The sequence below is a fragment of the Candidatus Schekmanbacteria bacterium genome, from assembly GCA_016219965.1.
In the GTDB taxonomy this organism is placed as follows: domain Bacteria; phylum Schekmanbacteria; class GWA2-38-11; order GWA2-38-11; family J061; genus JACRJM01.
The window spans coordinates 452,073-468,960 of record JACRJM010000007.1; the positions used below are offsets into that span (position 1 = coordinate 452,073).

The 16,888-nt window shown below is 43.4% G+C and carries 15 protein-coding genes; 9 read left to right on the top strand and 6 right to left on the bottom strand.

Annotated elements, in window-relative coordinates; all coding sequences use genetic code 11:
• Positions 1-164 precede the first annotated feature (164 nt).
• Complete coding sequence (locus HZA77_10525; protein ID MBI5375860.1) at positions 165-1,004, bottom strand: hypothetical protein; 840 nt, start codon at positions 1,002-1,004, stop codon at positions 165-167.
• A 240-nt stretch (positions 1,005-1,244) separates the two neighbouring features.
• On the opposite strand from HZA77_10525, the gene HZA77_10530 reads away from it, so the two are divergent.
• The 8 genes from HZA77_10530 to HZA77_10565 all read left to right on the top strand — a co-directional run bounded on the left by HZA77_10530 (position 1,245) and on the right by HZA77_10565 (position 8,423).
• Positions 1,245-2,225, top strand: coding sequence for an amidohydrolase (locus HZA77_10530; GenBank protein MBI5375861.1), 981 nt, complete (start codon positions 1,245-1,247; stop codon positions 2,223-2,225).
• Complete coding sequence (locus HZA77_10535; protein MBI5375862.1) at positions 2,222-3,496, top strand: NAD(P)/FAD-dependent oxidoreductase; 1,275 nt, start codon at positions 2,222-2,224, stop codon at positions 3,494-3,496. Before HZA77_10530 ends, HZA77_10535 begins: the two co-directional genes overlap by 4 nt.
• A 10-nt stretch (positions 3,497-3,506) precedes the next feature.
• Entirely contained in the window at positions 3,507-3,674 is a 168-nt protein-coding gene (locus tag HZA77_10540) for a 4Fe-4S binding protein (GenBank protein MBI5375863.1), read from the top strand.
• Positions 3,675-3,707: 33 nt separating this feature from the next.
• Positions 3,708-4,550 (top strand): fumarate hydratase, encoded by an 843-nt coding sequence (locus HZA77_10545; GenBank protein ID MBI5375864.1) that lies wholly within the window; start codon positions 3,708-3,710, stop codon positions 4,548-4,550.
• Positions 4,550-6,274, top strand: coding sequence for a succinate dehydrogenase flavoprotein subunit (locus tag HZA77_10550; protein MBI5375865.1), 1,725 nt, complete (start codon positions 4,550-4,552; stop codon positions 6,272-6,274). The genes HZA77_10545 and HZA77_10550 overlap by 1 nt, the downstream gene beginning before the upstream one ends.
• 3 nt (positions 6,275-6,277) lie before the next feature.
• The gene (locus HZA77_10555; protein MBI5375866.1) at positions 6,278-6,985 is read left to right on the top strand and encodes a hypothetical protein; all 708 of its coding nucleotides are present in this window, start codon (positions 6,278-6,280) and stop codon (positions 6,983-6,985) included.
• A 16-nt stretch (positions 6,986-7,001) separates the two neighbouring features.
• Positions 7,002-7,697 carry a hypothetical protein gene (locus HZA77_10560; protein ID MBI5375867.1) on the top strand — a complete coding sequence of 232 codons (696 nt, stop codon included), beginning with the start codon at positions 7,002-7,004 and terminating at the stop codon, positions 7,695-7,697.
• Positions 7,698-7,799: 102 nt separating this feature from the next.
• Entirely contained in the window at positions 7,800-8,423 is a 624-nt protein-coding gene (locus HZA77_10565; protein ID MBI5375868.1) for a hypothetical protein, read from the top strand.
• 14 nt (positions 8,424-8,437) lie between these two features.
• On the opposite strand, the gene HZA77_10570 is transcribed toward HZA77_10565, so the two are convergent.
• The 5 genes from HZA77_10570 to HZA77_10590 form a co-directional block, all read right to left on the bottom strand.
• Positions 8,438-9,169, bottom strand: coding sequence for a hypothetical protein (locus HZA77_10570; protein MBI5375869.1), 732 nt, complete (start codon positions 9,167-9,169; stop codon positions 8,438-8,440).
• Positions 9,170-9,197: 28 nt separating this feature from the next.
• Positions 9,198-10,265 carry a metallophosphoesterase gene (locus HZA77_10575; GenBank protein MBI5375870.1) on the bottom strand — a complete coding sequence of 356 codons (1,068 nt, stop codon included), beginning with the start codon at positions 10,263-10,265 and terminating at the stop codon, positions 9,198-9,200.
• A gap of 17 nt (positions 10,266-10,282) precedes the next feature.
• On the bottom strand, positions 10,283-11,359 hold the full coding sequence (locus tag HZA77_10580; protein ID MBI5375871.1) for a cytochrome-c peroxidase: 1,077 nt from the start codon (positions 11,357-11,359) through the stop codon (positions 10,283-10,285).
• A gap of 85 nt (positions 11,360-11,444) precedes the next feature.
• On the bottom strand, positions 11,445-12,368 hold the full coding sequence (locus HZA77_10585) for a coproporphyrinogen III oxidase (GenBank protein ID MBI5375872.1): 924 nt from the start codon (positions 12,366-12,368) through the stop codon (positions 11,445-11,447).
• A 279-nt stretch (positions 12,369-12,647) separates the two neighbouring features.
• The gene (locus HZA77_10590) at positions 12,648-15,548 is read right to left on the bottom strand and encodes a S8 family serine peptidase (protein MBI5375873.1); all 2,901 of its coding nucleotides are present in this window, start codon (positions 15,546-15,548) and stop codon (positions 12,648-12,650) included.
• Positions 15,549-15,733: 185 nt separating this feature from the next.
• Between HZA77_10590 and HZA77_10595 the strand changes: the two genes are divergently transcribed.
• Positions 15,734-16,885, top strand: a complete 1,152-nt coding sequence (locus HZA77_10595) for a PQQ-dependent sugar dehydrogenase (protein ID MBI5375874.1) — start codon at positions 15,734-15,736, stop codon at positions 16,883-16,885.
• The last annotated feature ends 3 nt before the right edge of the window (positions 16,886-16,888 follow it).

Below are 16,888 nucleotides of genomic sequence, written 5' to 3' on the forward strand. Positions count from 1 at the left end.
CAATTAGCCACAAAAATTTAGATTGAATCCTCATAAGATGCTAAACACAATTTCTTGCCATATATGATAGTCATGTGAAAAAAGATCTGTTACGCTTTTTATTGCCTTAAGCTGGTAATCGAGCACGGAATCCAATTTTAGTTTCATTCTTTATTGTCTCCCTACTACTTGATCTTCTTACGGTGTTTAGAAGGTGGTAGAAAGTTTTCTCCTGTAACAACTCTTTTCCCTGTTTTTTCTTCCAGTTCAAATCTGGCATTCTTTGCAATCTTTCCGCCCTTTTTGCCTGCCCGGGCATTCTCAATCACACCGGTGGATTGTACGCTTTCAGCAATCTGTCTTGTGGAAAGTTCAGCAAGAGCAGTAAAAATAAGTTCAGCTTCAGTCATATGATCTCTAAGATTCTGCGTTTTAAGTCCTTTTATATCTTTATGTTTCTTCACAGATACGCCTGCCCATTCCTGATGAATAATATTGGTAAGAAACGCATATTCCTCTTCCTTGGTGACTTCATGTTCTTTCCAATAGTCGGTTAACTTATTGCGAGTTTCCTGTCCCATCATCCGTTGTTGAATCCACTTTTCACTTCTGCCGTGTTGTTGCCAGTATTCACGGGCGCGGTCAAGAGAACGGGCAGGATCGCTCATATCCTGAAGCCTTTCATATCCGACTTTTGCCAGCCAGAGTTTGATCGGCTCTGCCTTGGGGCTGGGAACGGACTGGATAAGACGAAGAAGCGTTTCAGGATCAGCAACATCAGTAAGATATTTTTTACCATCGGCAGCGGGTAATTTCAGTTGGTGACAGTTTGTCACCGACTCACTACCCTCTTTTTTAAGCCGTTCCTTAAGTTTATTCCAATATTTCCGGGCAGTCTGATGATTCGATTGTTGAATCAGTGCCGCTATTATATCAATGACCGAAAAATACCAGGTCTCTGTCGTTTCATCATAATGACGGCGAATATTATAGTTTTCAAATACAGCTAATGTGTTATCTGTCATGTTTCTTCATTCGTTTCGCATTCTTAGGGTGAGTCAATACAATTCAGCGCAGAATATTGCCAATTTGACTAACAAGTCAAGCGCGATTTATTGAAAGAACATATCCGGACATTATTGATAATTGTTCGAATTTTTATTGACAATAATTATTCCCCTGTTAATAAGAAGGATAATACAAATTAACAGAATAAGAAATAAACTTAAAATAATATTGAACAGAATTTCTGAAGGGAGACTTGCATGAAGATATTTGACAGCCACATTCATCCGGGATTTGAGAAAAAAGGGATAGAAAAAAGACCCGGCTGCCTGCGTCTCTGGATGGCAAAGGAGGGAGTCACATCCCAGACCCAGATGGCACTGAGAATGGCGTTAGGCGACCCCAATCCAACCAAGCCTATTAAATCAGTAGACGACATCCCTGAATTTAGCGTCGAGACATGGATAAAGCTGATGGATGCCAATGGTGTTGCAAAGGCACTGCTCATGGGGATGGACACCATTACAGACCCGCCTTACAACGAACGCTGGCATGTGCCAATGGAATATATAAAAGAAGAATTCCTCGATAAATACCCAGACAGATTTGTAGCCACTGCAGGAATAAATGTGAAGGCGAGCTTACAGGAAAGAATGGAAACTTGCTACAAGGCAAAGGAGCTTGGTTTCAAGGGGGTAAAGATACATACTCCATCCGCAGGGTATCCCAATGATGTTCAAAGATGCTACCCAGTGTATGAAAAATGCGTAGAGCTGGGGCTCCATGTTGAGATTCACACCGGACAGGAGGAGATACCTGGAACAAGGGCAAAGTACCAGGACCCGGTCTTTATCGATGATGTTGCCGTAGATTTCCCGGAGCTAAGAATAGTCCAGCTTCACTGCGGTCTAATGAACAACCCGAGACAGGCAGTATGGAATGTCATAAGACATCCCAATGTTTACACTGATATAACCGTACCGCATCCGACGCTCATGCAGTTCAGATACTTCATGGATCTCGAGCACATAAGGTTCCTTGAGACGTTCGCTCCCCACAAGGTGTGGTTCGGAACAGATGCCCCACTGATTTTACCGATTTACAGCACAGCCCTTGAATTTATAAAACTTCTCCCGCTCTCTGCCCAGTTCAAGAAGATGCTCTTCTGGGACAATGCCTACAATTTCTACTGCGGAGACTGGAGGGAAAAACAGGCAGCACAGTCAAGGGAGGCAAAATGACATACGATGTGGCGATAATCGGCGCAGGTCCTGCCGGTCTTATGGCTGCCAAAAGGGCGGCAGAAAAGGGGTTCAAAGCTGTTGTAATCGAAAAGAGAAAAAATGTTGGCGTGATCACCCGCTGCTGCTGCATGAACTTCATCCTCGATGACCCTTACATGGGGGAACGTGCTGATTACAGGGACGGCAAGATGATGTTCCCTTTAACAGGCTTCGATGTTGAATACAAAGGAAGCGTAAAACCGGTCTACCACAAGGTCTACAGGTCCCCCTCAGGACATGAACTTACCTTCTCAAACAGAAAAACCGGCAAACCAATCTCCTACAGGTTTGACAAAGGGTTCCTGCTTAAAAGTTTATGGGAAGAATGCGGCAAAAAGGGTGTCACCCTTATGAATGAAACAGTCGCATACAATGCCAAAGATACAGGCAGCGGCGTTGAAATTGAAACTGTAAGAAAAAAGAAACATGAAAAGATCACGGCAAAGAAGGCAATCATCGCTGATGGTGTCAACTCCAGGATTTCCGAAGCCATAGGGTTAAATGAAGGCAGGACATATTTCACCACAGGCTTTGCCATGATATTCGAAATCGAAGGTTATCAGAACCACCCGGAATCCACATGGGTCGGGCATTTCGGAAGAAGTTACTATTCCAATGCAGCAGTCCTCATGGGGATTACCCTTGATGAAGGGATAGTTGAACTTGTGGCAATGGGAGGAAAAAGTAAACTGCCGCCGCTTATCTATGAAGATTTCTCGACAAAAGGAAGACTTGCAAAGAATTTCGAAAAGGCGAAGGTTGTGCGTGCAACAGGATGCTCAGCCAAGGCTTTTACAGGAATGAAAAAACCGTACAAGGGCAATTTCCTCGCCATTGGCGACACGGGAGCTTATGTTGAAGTCGAAACACAGGGCGCCCTAATGTGCGGTTACAAGGGGATAGAAGCTCTATCTCAAGAGTTTGACGGAAAAAATGGTTTTGAAGAATACACAAAGTGGTGGCTGAAATCATTCGAGTTTAACGGCGATGATTTCCTGCAGGTCGCACAGGGTTACGCTCTTATCCCGACATACACTGATGAAGAACTGGATTATCTCTTCGCTCTCGCTGAAAAAAAGGAATTAGAGGGTACTTACAGCCAGTACAAGACTCCCAAACTTATGTGGAATGCATTCCTTGAGCATAAGGACAGGATAAAAAAGGAAAAACCCGAGCTTTTTGCGAAAATAGAGAAACGGACTTCCGTAACGCTTAAAGATTCTTTCTAAGGAAAAATTCATGGCAATAAAGATAAATAAGGAATTATGTATAGCCTGCGGATGCTGCATATCTGCCTGCGCGCAGGGTGCACTTGAGCTCTACGAAAAGGCTGCTGTTGATGGAGATGCCTGCATAGACTGTCTTGCCTGCATAGCCATGTGTCCGGTTGATGCGATAACAGAGTAAGTTTCTCTAAAATATACGGGCATATACAGAAACATGAAAAAAATAAAAGTATCAGATATAACCGCTGCGATAAAGCGGATGTGCATGGAGTCAAACTTCGAACTTGGAGAAGACGTTCTAAGAGTCATCGAAGAAGCTGTCGGAAAAGAAGAATCACCGATGGGAAAAGCAGTGCTGGAGCACATCAAAGAAAATGCTGAAATTGCACGCACCCAATCCATGCCGCTATGTCAGGACACAGGAGTTGCAATCTGCTTTGCCGACATCGGGCAGGAAGTCCACATCGAGGGTGGAAGCTTTGAAGAGGCAATAAACGAAGGAGTAAGGCAGGGATATACCGAAGGCTATCTCAGAAAATCAATCGTCGAACATCCTCTTAGAAGGAAAAATACCGGAGACAATACCCCTGCCGTAATCTATTCAACTATTGTACCCGGAGATTCTCTTAAACTCTCACTCATGACAAAGGGGGGCGGCGGAGATATGATGAGTACAGTGAGAATGCTTACTCCTGCCGATGGCATTGAAGGGATAAAATCATTGATTCTGGATACTGTAATAAAAGCCGGTGCAAACCCCTGCCCCCCGATAATCGTAGGTGTGGGCATAGGCGGAACCTTCGAGCTTGCCCCGATTCTGGCTAAAAAATCGCTGTTAAGGAAGGTGGGCACTCCGAGCCCTGACCCTGACCTTGCAGCTTTAGAAAAAGAAATGCTTGAAAAAATAAATAATACAGGTATAGGACCGCAAGGATATGGTGGTAAAATTACAGCTCTTGCAGTTCATATCGAGGCTCGCCCTTGTCATATTGCATGCCTGCCTGTGGCTGTAAATTTGAATTGCCACTCGCACAGACATAGGGAGGTAATTTTGTAATGATTATAGAACATGATGTAGTAATAGTCGGAGCAGGGCTTGCAGGCGCAAGGGCGGCAGTTGAGCTTTCAGGAAAAACTGATATCGCGGTTGTATCCAAAGTGTTTCCACCGCGATCGCATTCAACAGCAGCTCAAGGCGGCATAGGGGCAGCATTAGGAAACTTAGAGCCGGATTATCCTGAATGGCACGCTTTTGATACGGTGAAAGGAAGCGATTATTTAGGCGATCAGGATGCCATCGAGATAATGGCTTATGATGCTCCGCGGGCAATCTATGAGATGGAGCACATGGGTGTACCATTCAGCAGGACAAAGGAAGGGAAGATTGCCCAGCGCCAGATAGGCGGACATACGAGGAACTTCGGTGAGGGTCCTGTAAAACGATGCTGTTATGCGGCAGACAGGACAGGCTTTGTCATGCTTCACGCCCTTTATGAGCAATGTATAAAAAAGAACGTCAAATTTTATTCAGAGTTCCTGATGCTTGACCTTCTTATAGAAAATAATGTCTGCTGCGGCATTGTCGGCATAGATATAAAGACCGGCGAGCTTTCTGTGATACATTCCAAAGCAGTGCTTTTTGCAACAGGCGGCTATGGTAAAATCTTTAAAACGACTACAAACGGTTACGCCTCAACAGCGGACGGATATGCCATAGCATACAACTCCGGTCTTCCGCTCGAGGATATGGAATTCGTGCAGTTTCATCCCACAGGACTTTACAAACTCGGCATACTCATAAGCGAAGGTGCACGCGGCGAGGGAGGAATACTCCGCAATAACGCTGGCGAGAGATTCATGGAAAAATATGCTCCGACTATGAAAGACCTTGGACCCCGCGACCTTGTTTCAAGATCCATCATGACAGAAATAAAAGAAGGACGTGGAATCGACGGGAAAGACTATGTCTATCTTGACCTTCGCCACCTCGGACGAAAAGAGATTGACCTAAAGCTTCCCGATATATCTGATTTCAGCAGGATCTATCTCGGGATAGATGTTGCCGAGTCGCCCATACCAATCCAGCCCACGACTCATTATGCTATGGGAGGAATCCCCACTGACAACGATGGCAGGGTAATAATAGGGAGCCAGAAAGTTCCTGTTACAGGATTCTATGCGGCAGGGGAAGTTGCATGCGTATCAGTGCATGGAGCAAACAGGTTAGGCACAAACTCACTTCTCGATACAATTGTATTTGGCAGACGCGCCGGCAAATCGATTAATGAGTTTTTAAGGTCTGCTGAATTTGAGCCTCTTCCACAAAATCCAATGGAAAAGACAAAGGAAAAGATCAGTGGAATCATTAACAGCAAAGGAAAAGAAAAGGTCCCTGAAATCAGAAAATCCATGCAGGAAGAAATGATGGACAAGTGCTCGGTTTACAGGGAAGATAAAGGACTCACAAAGGTTTGCGGACATATTAAAGAACTGAAGGAAAGATATACAAATATTTCAATTGCTGACAAGGGAACAACATACAATACAGATCTGCAGGACGCGATAGAGCTGGGTTTCATGCTCGATATCGCAGATGTGATTGCGACGGGCGCCCTTAACAGGACTGAAAGCCGCGGGGCACATTGTCGCGATGACTATCCTAATCGTGATGATGCTAAATGGCTAAAGCACACCCTCGCATATAAGTCCGATTCGGAAATTAAAATTGAATACAAAGACGTTTGCATAACGAAATTTCAGCCAAAGGAAAGAAAGTATTAATTTATGAAAAACTATCTTGGGGAACTTTGGGACGAGATAGCAAAAAATATAAAGCTTGAAGAAATAAATCCTTTCCCTGACCTTAAGGATTTCAAGGCAAAAGGGAAAAAGGGAGAGATAGTCATTGAAGGAGCAGTTCAGCATTTCAAATCGGAAAAGATAGAAAAGATCGCCTATGGCAGATATCTGATGACCGGAGTCGAGATAAACGGTGTAAGCATAATTCCTGCCGACAACTATGACCTTCCGATTTTTGCCTGTAATCTTTCCTCAACGCCGCGTGGAATCAACATGGATGTTGATTTTTACGGGACCAAAGACCCCATAGTGAATTACAACTATCTTGAAAAGTATTACTCTCCTCTTAAAGAAACCTATGATGAGTTCCTGAAACTTGCACAGGTTAAACCGCTTGAAAGCGATTTTTTCTGGTCAAGGACAATGAGATCCCCCTATTTCATCAAAGGTCTTTGTCCGGAACCTGATTCAGCTCCTTTTATTAACCTCAGCATGAAGCGTCTAATTAAATGGCTCGATTTGTGGAAGGAGGCTCAGCCGGTAAAAGATGAAGCAGAGGCCGGGCTTATAAAAAAAAGAAAATCAATGATAAGGAAAGTGACCGCTGAAGGAGACCCCGGGAAAGCAAGATACTTCGACAACATCCTTGAAGATAAGAATATCATCCAGAGAATAACCGACTCAATGATATAAATAATAAGGGGAATCTATGAGTGGGAGATCCGGAGTAGATTTCAGGTCAACAAATCTCGACATAGTTATAGCTTTAGCTATTACGCTTGGACTCCCTTTTCTCTGCGCCAGGCTTTATGACACGACAGGCGCCTTAATTCCGATTCTTACCTATTATACCATCTGTTACGTTGTGGTAAAATGGCGCAAGGGAACATTGGATTACAACTGGCCTGAAAAAAAGATGGTCACCCCTCTCTTTGTCCTTTTATTTGCAATAATGATGATACTTATCTCTGCGGCTGCCTGGATAACACCTCTTACATCTCCAGAGAAAACAACATTCATTGGTTTTGCTGTTACGCTGCTCGTCTGGTGCACTGTAAACGCCTTTACCGAACAACTAATATGGATTTATATTTATGATGCCTTTGCAAACCGGTTTGAGGGGAAAGGGCTGAAAATCCTTGGACACGGACTGGGGCTCGTCTTTTTCTGGGCATTCATCGGACTCATACATGTATTTTTCTGGGTCAAATTCCTTCTGGGTATGGAGCAGATATCCCCTTATTTCCAGATATTCATGGGGCTGCAATATCCAATCACAATAGGGTATTTGGTTATTTACAGGAAAGGCAGGAGCATGTGGCCTGTCGCCATTCTGCACTTTCTACAGGACATTGGCGGAGTAATTGCTTCAAAGTATTCCATACTACCGTATTTATTTAAATAACTGTTAGTTGGTTTGGCAATCCCCACTCTGCGCTTGAACTCACAGGCGCTGCCGCGGCAACTGCCAAACCAATATTTTTAGAGAAATCAGACAGGAGAAAAGATGCAGCCTGATGTTTCGCTTGGAGTTGCCCTTTACGATTATGCCCCTAACATAGTTTTTGTCTTTGGGATTTACTGGATAATTAAGTCTTTAAAAAGCGAGCTTTCAAAGTCTTCTACTTACCTTATAGTCTTTGCTTCAGCACTTGTAATAATTGCAGGGATTCTTAAAGCAACGTGGAAACTCATCATTGCCTTGTCAGGCTCAGATGTGAGGATACTCTCAGACATTATGTTCCCTCTGATGGGAACAGGTTTTTTTCTTATATTTATTGTTCTTCTCATGGTTGTGATAAGGAAAAATCCTGAAAAATCTTTTAAGCCTCTTGCCATCGCCTCTTCAAAGAAAATCTTCCTGCCTCTCATGATAATCGGAGGGATGGGGACAACGATATGCCTCCTTATAATCTCATGGAGAAAGAAAGCCCGGGCTGCATTTGTATTATTTATTATCGAGCTGATAATGACTCTTATGCTGGGCTATGTAGGAGGAAAATTTGAAGTGGTTACAAACTTCGGAGTCTTCCTTGAGCAGACACTAAACCTGTCATCAAGGATAGTATGGATGCTGGGCTGCTTTTATCTCTATAAGAAAAGCAGCGAATTAAATCCGCTAATTAAATAGACCTGTAAAAATCTTCAGTGTTTACCGTAATCCAGAGAAACCCCTTTTCTGGTTGAAAGTATGTATGCCTCAATGGCTTTCATATCCTCGCTGTCGTCAGGGATTGGTTTTCCTTCCATAGGTTTTTCAATACACCAGTTGATCATATCTCTCAGGAGTGCAACCTTTTTAAGCTGTGTCTGAAACTTGGGATATGTCTCAGGATGTGTATTTACAGCATCAGGATGGCACATATCACAGGATACCCCGTTTGTTCCCGTTAACTGGCTGTGGAATAGCTTATATCCTTTTTCAATCACTTTTTGTTCTTCAGCTTTCCATATCTGCATTTCCCTTTCAGTATGGCTCTGTCCTCCATGAATCAACATCAGGGGGAGCTGGAGGTCAGTATTGTCAATATTAACGAAGGGCTCACCGTTTACGGAAAGAAGAATGTCTATCCGGTTTTTTGGGATTACTGCCACTATCTCAGCCTCGCAATAGTTCATAAGGCTGTTAAGAAGCTTTGCCGCCTCTCTTGCCTTTTCAGGAGGTAGAAGCTCACCTTCTTTAAATCCCTCGACTACAACGCGTTTCCTGCCATCACATGCTGTTATGACCTGAATATCATAATCATAATTTTTCATCGTCTCTGAAAAAACTCCACCCGCTCTGCTTTCACTTGAATCACCGGCAAAAGCCGGCATCCCTGCTGCTCCCAAAATTACAATCACCATTATAAAAAGTATTTGTATGTTCTTCTTCATTGATAGTCTCCTTAATATTTCCAGATTATTAATAACGAGGGCCTGAAGACTTCCTGGGAGGCACTGCCCCGGTCTTTCCTGCTGCCAGCTCCTCATAGGTTACCTTCATTGGGTTCCTGTCCCAGGGCATATATGTCTTATCTGCCTCGCCAGAGGAAAGTATATTTACATATCCCCATCCGCAGCCATCAAAATTATTGAACGGGTCGCTTCTGAACATTTCCGAAGTATAAGCAGGAACTCCCTTGGGCGCATAAGGCCAGGGCCAGGCAGTAGAAAGCACGCCGTGAAAAGATACATTTTTTAACCTGTTAGTAAGTACCTGGTGCGTATGACCGTGTATCACCGTTACTTTTTCAAAAGGGGAAAGAATATTCTGCACTTCTTCAGCATCATCAGTCCAGAAATTCCAGTTTTTGTATAACTTGTAAAGAGGTGAATGGGAAAAAATCACAACCGGCATAGTACTTGCAACTTTTGACAAATTGTTTTTAAGCCAATCACGCTGTTCACTTCCTACCGTGAACGGACGTCCATTGGGATTATCAAGCTGCGCCATGGCATTCATTCTCTGCTCAGGCGTCATTTTAGGTTTTGTCCAGTAATCTTCCACTATGACAGAGTTCAAAACTACAAAGTGCACCCCCTTGTGATCAAAGGAATATGTTTGCTGGCCGAAAAGCTGCTGCCACTTTTCGCCCATGTCAAGATACCAATCATGCTCTCCTACCATCATTCTAAGCGGAGCCTTGATTGCAGAGAGAATATCCTTCCCCATTTCCAGCTCTTCAGGTTTGCCAAGCTGAGCCAGATCCCCGCCGAAAAGAACAAAATCAGGCTGGGGATTCATCGCATTTATATCATTAGCAGCTTTTATCAGAGACCTTGCGAATCTATGATCCTTACCCTTGGAAGAAAAAATCAAATGCGCATCTGAGGCATAGGCAAAGGTGAATGACTCTCCCGCATTACCAACATCTATAAATATCCCGGGACCCATGGCAATGCCCGCAACGCCGGCGGCTGATAATTTAACAAATTCCCTTCTGCTGAGCTGACGGCCTTTCTTTATAATCTCATCATGCTTTCCTGACATAGATTACCTCCCAATGTTTACTGCATTAATTGGTCAAGATCCTCGCTGGTAAGGGATTTTAGAAACTCGACAAGCTGTGATTTTTCTTCGTCAGTCAGTCCAAGAGGGACTATTCCTCCGTCGAGGTTTGGATTGGGGACTCCCCCCTTGTTGTAAAAATCTATTACTGATTCGAGAGTCGCTTCACTTCCGTCATGCATGTATGGGGCAGTGAGAGCAATGTTTCTCAACCCCGAACTTTTGAAAGCGCCGATATCCTTTGGCTCATGGGTTACGATGAATCTCCCTAATTCAGCCACACCTGCCTTGAATGCCAGCTTCTCAGAGTCTGCATCCGGCTTTTGCGCCTCACGCGCAAGAGTTTCGAAAGCAGTTTCATTCATTGCCACACCGATGTTGTGAAATTTGTTGTCAGTAAAAAAAGGATAGACTTCAACATAGCCATGACAGTTGTTGCATCGTGCTTTTCCATTGAAGAGTTTCCAGCCTGCCTGGGCAGCCTGAGATATGGCGTTATTGTCTCCAGCTATAAATCTGTCAAAGGGAGATTTTACTGAAATTATAGTCCGTTCAAACGCCGCGATTGCCTTAGCTATATGGTCCATGGTTAAATTGTCTGTCCCAAAAACTTTCATGAACTCATCTTTGTATTCCGGGATATTTCTGATCTTCTCTTCAACATCCTTAAAAGAAGGCATTCCCATTTCTACTGGATTTATGATGGGAAGTTTTGCCTGGTCTTCGAGGGTGATGGCTCTTCCGTCCCAGAATTGCAATTCATAAAAGGCTGCATTTAAAACGGTTGGGGCATTTCTTGTCCCTTTTAATCCTCTGATGCCTTCGCTGACCTTTTTCCCGTCAGCAAAGCCTTTGACCTGGTCGTGACAGGTCGCACAGGAAACTGTGTTGTCAATTGAAAGACGCTTATCAAAATAAAGTTTCTTGCCAAGAGCGACTTTTTCAGGTGTTGAAGGGTTGTCCTCAGGAACCTCAGGGGGAAGAATGGAAGAAGGCAAGACCGCCCATCCATCCGGAACAGGGATAAACATTATAACTGCCAACAAGATCATTAATGGTACTAATTTTTTTACCATTAATCTTTCCTCGTCAAAGATATGAGAAGCATTTTCTGCTTAAATATTAATTTGTCAATAGCGCTTTTGATATTTTTTGAATTTATTAAAACTTTATCACAGGCGGAACATTCGCCATGGACCAGACCTCAAAGGGAACAAGCTTGCTCGAATATGGGTCTGAAAACAACTGATCCAAAAGCCACTGCTTCCGCATCGTGTCCTGCGCCTCTATATCTGCTTGCGTATATGGGGAGTTCTTGTGTTTTTCAACCTCCCCCAAATATGCATCTGTAAAAGAGACAAAGGCGTCGGAGACAAGATCGAAGTTCTTTTCCGTTTCAGCAAAGGCAGGACGACCGTAAAAACTGGCGCCTGCGCATGATGGCTTGCGCCGCCATTTGCGGTCTATTTCATCTGGATCTCCCTTGCAGATCAGATTGCGGTAATAGTCCGGATTTACCTTGTATTTTGCAAAGACATTATCCATTGTTTTTTTCAATTCATCGATATCAGATTCGATTCTTGTACCCGGAAGAACATCGACCCATCCGCCGACAAAAGACATTCCGCTGTCGAAAAACTGTATGACCATCGCAACATGAAGCATTCCAACAAGGGGTGTTTTTGGATGAATATCAATGGAATAAAAACGTCCCCAGAGAAAGTTGCCCGGAATGCGGCTGTTAGGGCCGACTTTTTTGCTGACTGCAACCATTTGCCCCATCTTTTCTATTACAGCGCCACGTGTCACTTTAACATCATAATCAGTATTTTCGGTTTTAAATTCCTTGCTTTCAGACTGAGAGTTGCCATTCATCTCATAAGCACGTCCAAAATATTTCTTATCCATGTCAGACATAAACTGGAGCATTCGCTGTGCCTGTGCTTTTTGTTCAGGCGACAATTTCTCAAATCGTTCATCACCTTCAGCAGAAGCTTGCGGAACAATAACAGATGTCATCATCACTCCCATAAAAAGTGCAGGCAATAACACCAGCGCCAAAATGTACCAGTAATCAGTCCGCATAATAGCCCCCCATTATTTTTTTTAGATAAAATGACTATACGAAAAGCCCATTTATGCGTCAATGGAATAGAGAGTTGAGGAGAGTAGATGCAGAACTTGGACATCAGAGGGATTGTATTTTTTTCCGGATTGGCGCTCCCCGGCAGGCACCTGCTGTTTAGTGCCAGAGGGGGAACCGCCAACCCGGTCTAAAAAGTATGTGAGGATTGCTAACCGAACGCTGACAACGCATCACGCCAAATCCTGCATCTGCCCCCTTGTCATGGCCCCGTCCTCCAGCTACCTATGAAGGAGTTTATAGCCCTTGCGTCCTGTTTGCTGGGATGTGAGACTTACCTGTTCTTCAACAGAAAAGTCTATCCCGGAGGTTTCTGCATCAGCATTTATTGTGACAAGAGAGGGTTGGTTTGTTGTCGGATAGTAACCGCAAGCATCTCCCTGATCGCAAATATATCCGTCATTATTCCTGTCCGTACCGGCAACAACGAAATAATCTCCCTCAGGAACATCAGTCATTACATATTCATAGTTACCTGCAAAGTCAGCATCCGCCTCCCCTTCAGTATCATAGCTTACTGAATTTACGACAAGGACGAAGATCTTTCCTGCATCCCTTGCCGCAACTGCACCAATCTGCATTGTAACAGAGATACCTGAACTGCCTCCGTCAGATACAATATTTATTGCAGCAGAATAACTGCCGTCTGCAAGCCCTGTCCTGTCCACATCAGCCATAAAGAGCGCTGATTCACCGGCAGATATGGTAGTGGAAATAGTAGGAGTGACTGTAAGCCAGGTTTCTGTTGAATTGATACTTGTAATATTCAGGGTCCCGCCTCCTGAATTGCTCAAAGTAAACTGCACTTCATCAGTGCCTATCCCGAAATTAATTTTCTCTACTGATGCGGACAATATTGGATCCCCACTGCCGGAAATCTCTATTGCTTTTTTTACCGCAGCCTCTGCATTAACAAGCCCGTAACCATACTTGGAATCATTTCCAGAAGTACCGAGGTCTGTCGCTGTGTCCTTTAGTATCTGAGTCACGGACGCAGGAGAGAGTTTGGCAAACCCATTCTGGATCCTTGCCGCCTGTATCAGGCTTACTACGCCTGCAACATGAGGGGATGCCATGGAAGTCCCCTGATAATATTCATAACCATACTGACCAGTGCTATCAAATTTTAATGTGCTTAATACTCCGTCAGGATATCCGTCACTATTTTTGTCAGCGTTGGTATCACCACCGGGAGCAACAATAGTTGTATTGCCAAAATTAGAATAATAGGAAAGCTTTAATGCGTAATCCACTGCTCCAACAGAAACAACACTGTCATAGGCAGCCGGATAGCTTGGCGAAGAACTTGAGTCATTCCCTGCCGCAGCTACAACTGTAACCCCTGCATTGATAGCCGCCTTTACAGCATCAGCCATTGTCTTCGAGTATGCGCCTCCTCCAAGGCTCATGTTCATAACATCAGCTTTTTTTGCCGGCTTTGTCCCGGAAACATTGCTAAGCCCTGCCGCATATCTTATTGCCTGCGATATATCATAATTAGTTCCGCCCGTAGCTCCAAGCACACGCAAAGGCATTATTTTCCCAGACCAGGTAACACCGGCTACACCGGTTGAGTTATCTGTGGCTGCGCCTATTGTCCCGGCAACATGACTGCCGTGATAACTGCTATTATTGTGATTAGGGTCATCACCGGGATCTTCCGGATTGGAGTCAATCCCGTCTCCATCAAGAGAATTGCTTACATCATTTATAAAGTCATAACCATCATCAGTGATTCTTCCCTGCAAATCAGGATGCTTTGAAAGAATACCGGTATCTATAACTGCAGCAATGACACTGTCGTCTCCTGTGGTTACATCCCATGCCGCAGGAAGATTGATGGAGTTATAATGCCACTGCCTTGTGTAATAAGGGTCATCAGGGGTTTTCAAAGCATGATAAATATAGTTTGGTTCCGCATATTCGACATTATTATCCATCATGAGCTTTTCTATCATTTCGACCGTAAGCTGTTTTTTATCTTCTGCGCTTGCAGTCCTTGCACTCCCGGTGCCGGTTGTAACTGAATTCACATCAAACTCCACAAGAGACACTTCATCTTCTTTTCCAGATAAAAGGACTCTGAAACTCCTATCTGATTTTAAAGCAGATGCATCAGGCGTTTTACCTTTTTTATATTTTACTACTGCTTCTCCCGGGACAAACTCTGGAATATTCCCGTTCATATTTCCTTTTAAGCTGTAACTTGTACCATTATTTATGTAATCTATTGTAAGCCTGTAATTGCCTGAACCGCTCTTGGCTCTTACTCCTATGTATACTATTTGAGTAAATATCGGAGCAAACTCTATACTTTCACTGCTTCCCGCATTTTCAGACTTCCTGAATATCCCTCCTAAGGGCCCTAAAACATAAATGTCAAAATCTGCTTCAGCAGCATCACTTTCAAGGCGGATTGAAATAGGATATGAAGAAGTTATCACGTACAGGTCCTGAACAGTGATTGAAGAAAGAGGAGGGGCATATCCGGAATCAGTTGAAGATGCATCGCCAAATATTTCTAAGGGTAATGAGTTTATGGGTTGAGCTAATTCGAGACTGTCATTCGACTCTTCCTCATTTATTGTATTGTATCCTTGTATGGAGAGTTTTCCCGAAAGACTTCCGATTCCTGCCTCAGCCAATGAAAGGGTATAACTGCCAACTTGCTTCTTTACGAAACTTTCTGCAAAAATAACGTATGTGCCATTTGAGGGAAGAAGATAAACAAGCTTTGCATTGAGCCCGCCGCCGCTGTCATTATCTTCCCCAAGATACTCAAGATAGGTCCCGCTTTTTTTATAAAGCGTGATATAGCTGTCTATCTTAGTAGAGCTCATTTCTATGATTACCCGCTGGTCAGCACTTCCGGAAAATTTATATCTGTCATAATATTTACCGCCCGAAAGCTTTGAATCAGATTTCTTTATTTTTCCATTAATAGTGCTTCCAATCGTAATTTTGGCAGCTCTTTTGGATTTACTGCTTGCTGCAGATGAAGTTGCTGATACGGTCATACCGTTATCATGGGAAAAGGAGGCTGCTGGTTCAGCCGAAGTTACAGATAGTGGAATATTGCAAAAGAAAAGAACTGCTGCGACAATCATTATTATTTTCTTCATCAGGAATCTCCGGATAAAATGCTCTTTAAGCAAAACCGATGTTTCGTGGCTACAAAATAAGAAATTTAAACAATATGTTCAATCTATTTACTTCAATATTCTCTTATTTATAATTCTTTATAATTTCAATTACCACTTGATTCTTAAAAGAAATAAGACTTTAAGAATTTAAAGAAGGAAAAATCATGAAAAACAACAAAAGGTTTTTTACATTTATTATTTTCTTGTTTGCTCTTTCATTTTACGCAAAAGGCTATTGCCTAACACCTTCAATAGACACAGAGTTTGTAACAGGAGGGCTTTCAAACCCAACATCTATAACCCATGCAGGCGACGGCTCAGGCCGGTTATTCATTACACTTCAGCAGGGAAAGATTCTAATCTATGATGGAACTAAAATTTTATCCCAGCCCTTTCTTGATATAACCTCCCTTGTTTCCTGTTGTGATGAAAGGGGACTTTTGAGTATTGTTTTTCATCCTGATTACAGCAACAACGGATTCTTCTATATTGATTACACTGATATCGACGGCAACACTGTAATCGCCCGTTACTCTGTCTCATCTGATGCTGATGTTGCAGACAAGGATTCTGCTCAAACTATAATTAAAATCAAACAACCTTTTGCAAACCACAATGGAGGCGAGCTTCAGTTCGGTCCTGACGGATACCTTTATATTGGAATGGGGGATGGAGGCTCGACCGGCGACCCTAACAACAATGCCCAAAATCTCAAATCATTGCTCGGAAAAATATTGCGCATCGATATTGACAGAGGAACTCCATATGCAATCCCGCCAAACAATCCTTTCATAAAAAAAACAAAGGCAAAAAAAGAGATTTGGGCATACGGACTTAGGAATCCATGGCGCTTCAGCTTCGATAGACTGACAGGTGCCCTATTCATTGGAGACGTCGGGCAGAACAAATGGGAAGAGATTGATTTTGAGCGGGCAGTCAGCAAGGGAGGTAAAAATTACGGATGGAGGCGTATGGAGGGAAAACATTGCTATGACCCGGCAACTAACTGCAATAATGGTTCGCTAACACTGCCAATACTCGAGTATAGTCATTCAAAGGGATGTTCAGTAACAGGAGGATACCGTTACAGGGGAACGGAAATTAGTGCTCTTTACGGCTATTATCTTTATAGCGATTACTGCTCGGGAACAATCTGGGGCGCTAAGAAAAAAAAATCAGGCAAGTGGAAAAGCTTAAAACTTCTTGATACAGGGCAATCGGTTTCAACATTCGGTGAAGATGAGAATGGTGAAATTTACTTTGCTACCTATGATTCTGTTAATGGTGCAATCTACCGGATTATCGCAGGAAAGTAAGTA

Bases quoted from the DNA above. Each gene is read 5' to 3' on its own strand.
- HZA77_10580 (MBI5375871.1), bottom strand. From the start codon at position 11,359: ATGGTAAAAAAATTAGTACCATTAATGATCTTGTTGGCAGTTATAATG.
- HZA77_10525 (MBI5375860.1), bottom strand. From the start codon at position 1,004: ATGACAGATAACACATTAGCTGTATTTGAAAACTATAATATTCGCCGT.
- HZA77_10595 (MBI5375874.1), top strand. From the start codon at position 15,734: ATGAAAAACAACAAAAGGTTTTTTACATTTATTATTTTCTTGTTTGCT.
- HZA77_10550 (MBI5375865.1), top strand. From the start codon at position 4,550: ATGATTATAGAACATGATGTAGTAATAGTCGGAGCAGGGCTTGCAGGC.
- HZA77_10590 (MBI5375873.1), bottom strand. From the start codon at position 15,548: ATGAAGAAAATAATAATGATTGTCGCAGCAGTTCTTTTCTTTTGCAAT.
- HZA77_10535 (MBI5375862.1), top strand. From the start codon at position 2,222: ATGACATACGATGTGGCGATAATCGGCGCAGGTCCTGCCGGTCTTATG.
- HZA77_10545 (MBI5375864.1), top strand. From the start codon at position 3,708: ATGAAAAAAATAAAAGTATCAGATATAACCGCTGCGATAAAGCGGATG.
- HZA77_10540 (MBI5375863.1), top strand. From the start codon at position 3,507: ATGGCAATAAAGATAAATAAGGAATTATGTATAGCCTGCGGATGCTGC.
- HZA77_10530 (MBI5375861.1), top strand. From the start codon at position 1,245: ATGAAGATATTTGACAGCCACATTCATCCGGGATTTGAGAAAAAAGGG.
- HZA77_10555 (MBI5375866.1), top strand. From the start codon at position 6,278: ATGAAAAACTATCTTGGGGAACTTTGGGACGAGATAGCAAAAAATATA.
- HZA77_10565 (MBI5375868.1), top strand. From the start codon at position 7,800: ATGCAGCCTGATGTTTCGCTTGGAGTTGCCCTTTACGATTATGCCCCT.
- HZA77_10560 (MBI5375867.1), top strand. From the start codon at position 7,002: ATGAGTGGGAGATCCGGAGTAGATTTCAGGTCAACAAATCTCGACATA.
- HZA77_10570 (MBI5375869.1), bottom strand. From the start codon at position 9,169: ATGAAGAAGAACATACAAATACTTTTTATAATGGTGATTGTAATTTTG.
- HZA77_10585 (MBI5375872.1), bottom strand. From the start codon at position 12,368: ATGCGGACTGATTACTGGTACATTTTGGCGCTGGTGTTATTGCCTGCA.
- HZA77_10575 (MBI5375870.1), bottom strand. From the start codon at position 10,265: ATGTCAGGAAAGCATGATGAGATTATAAAGAAAGGCCGTCAGCTCAGC.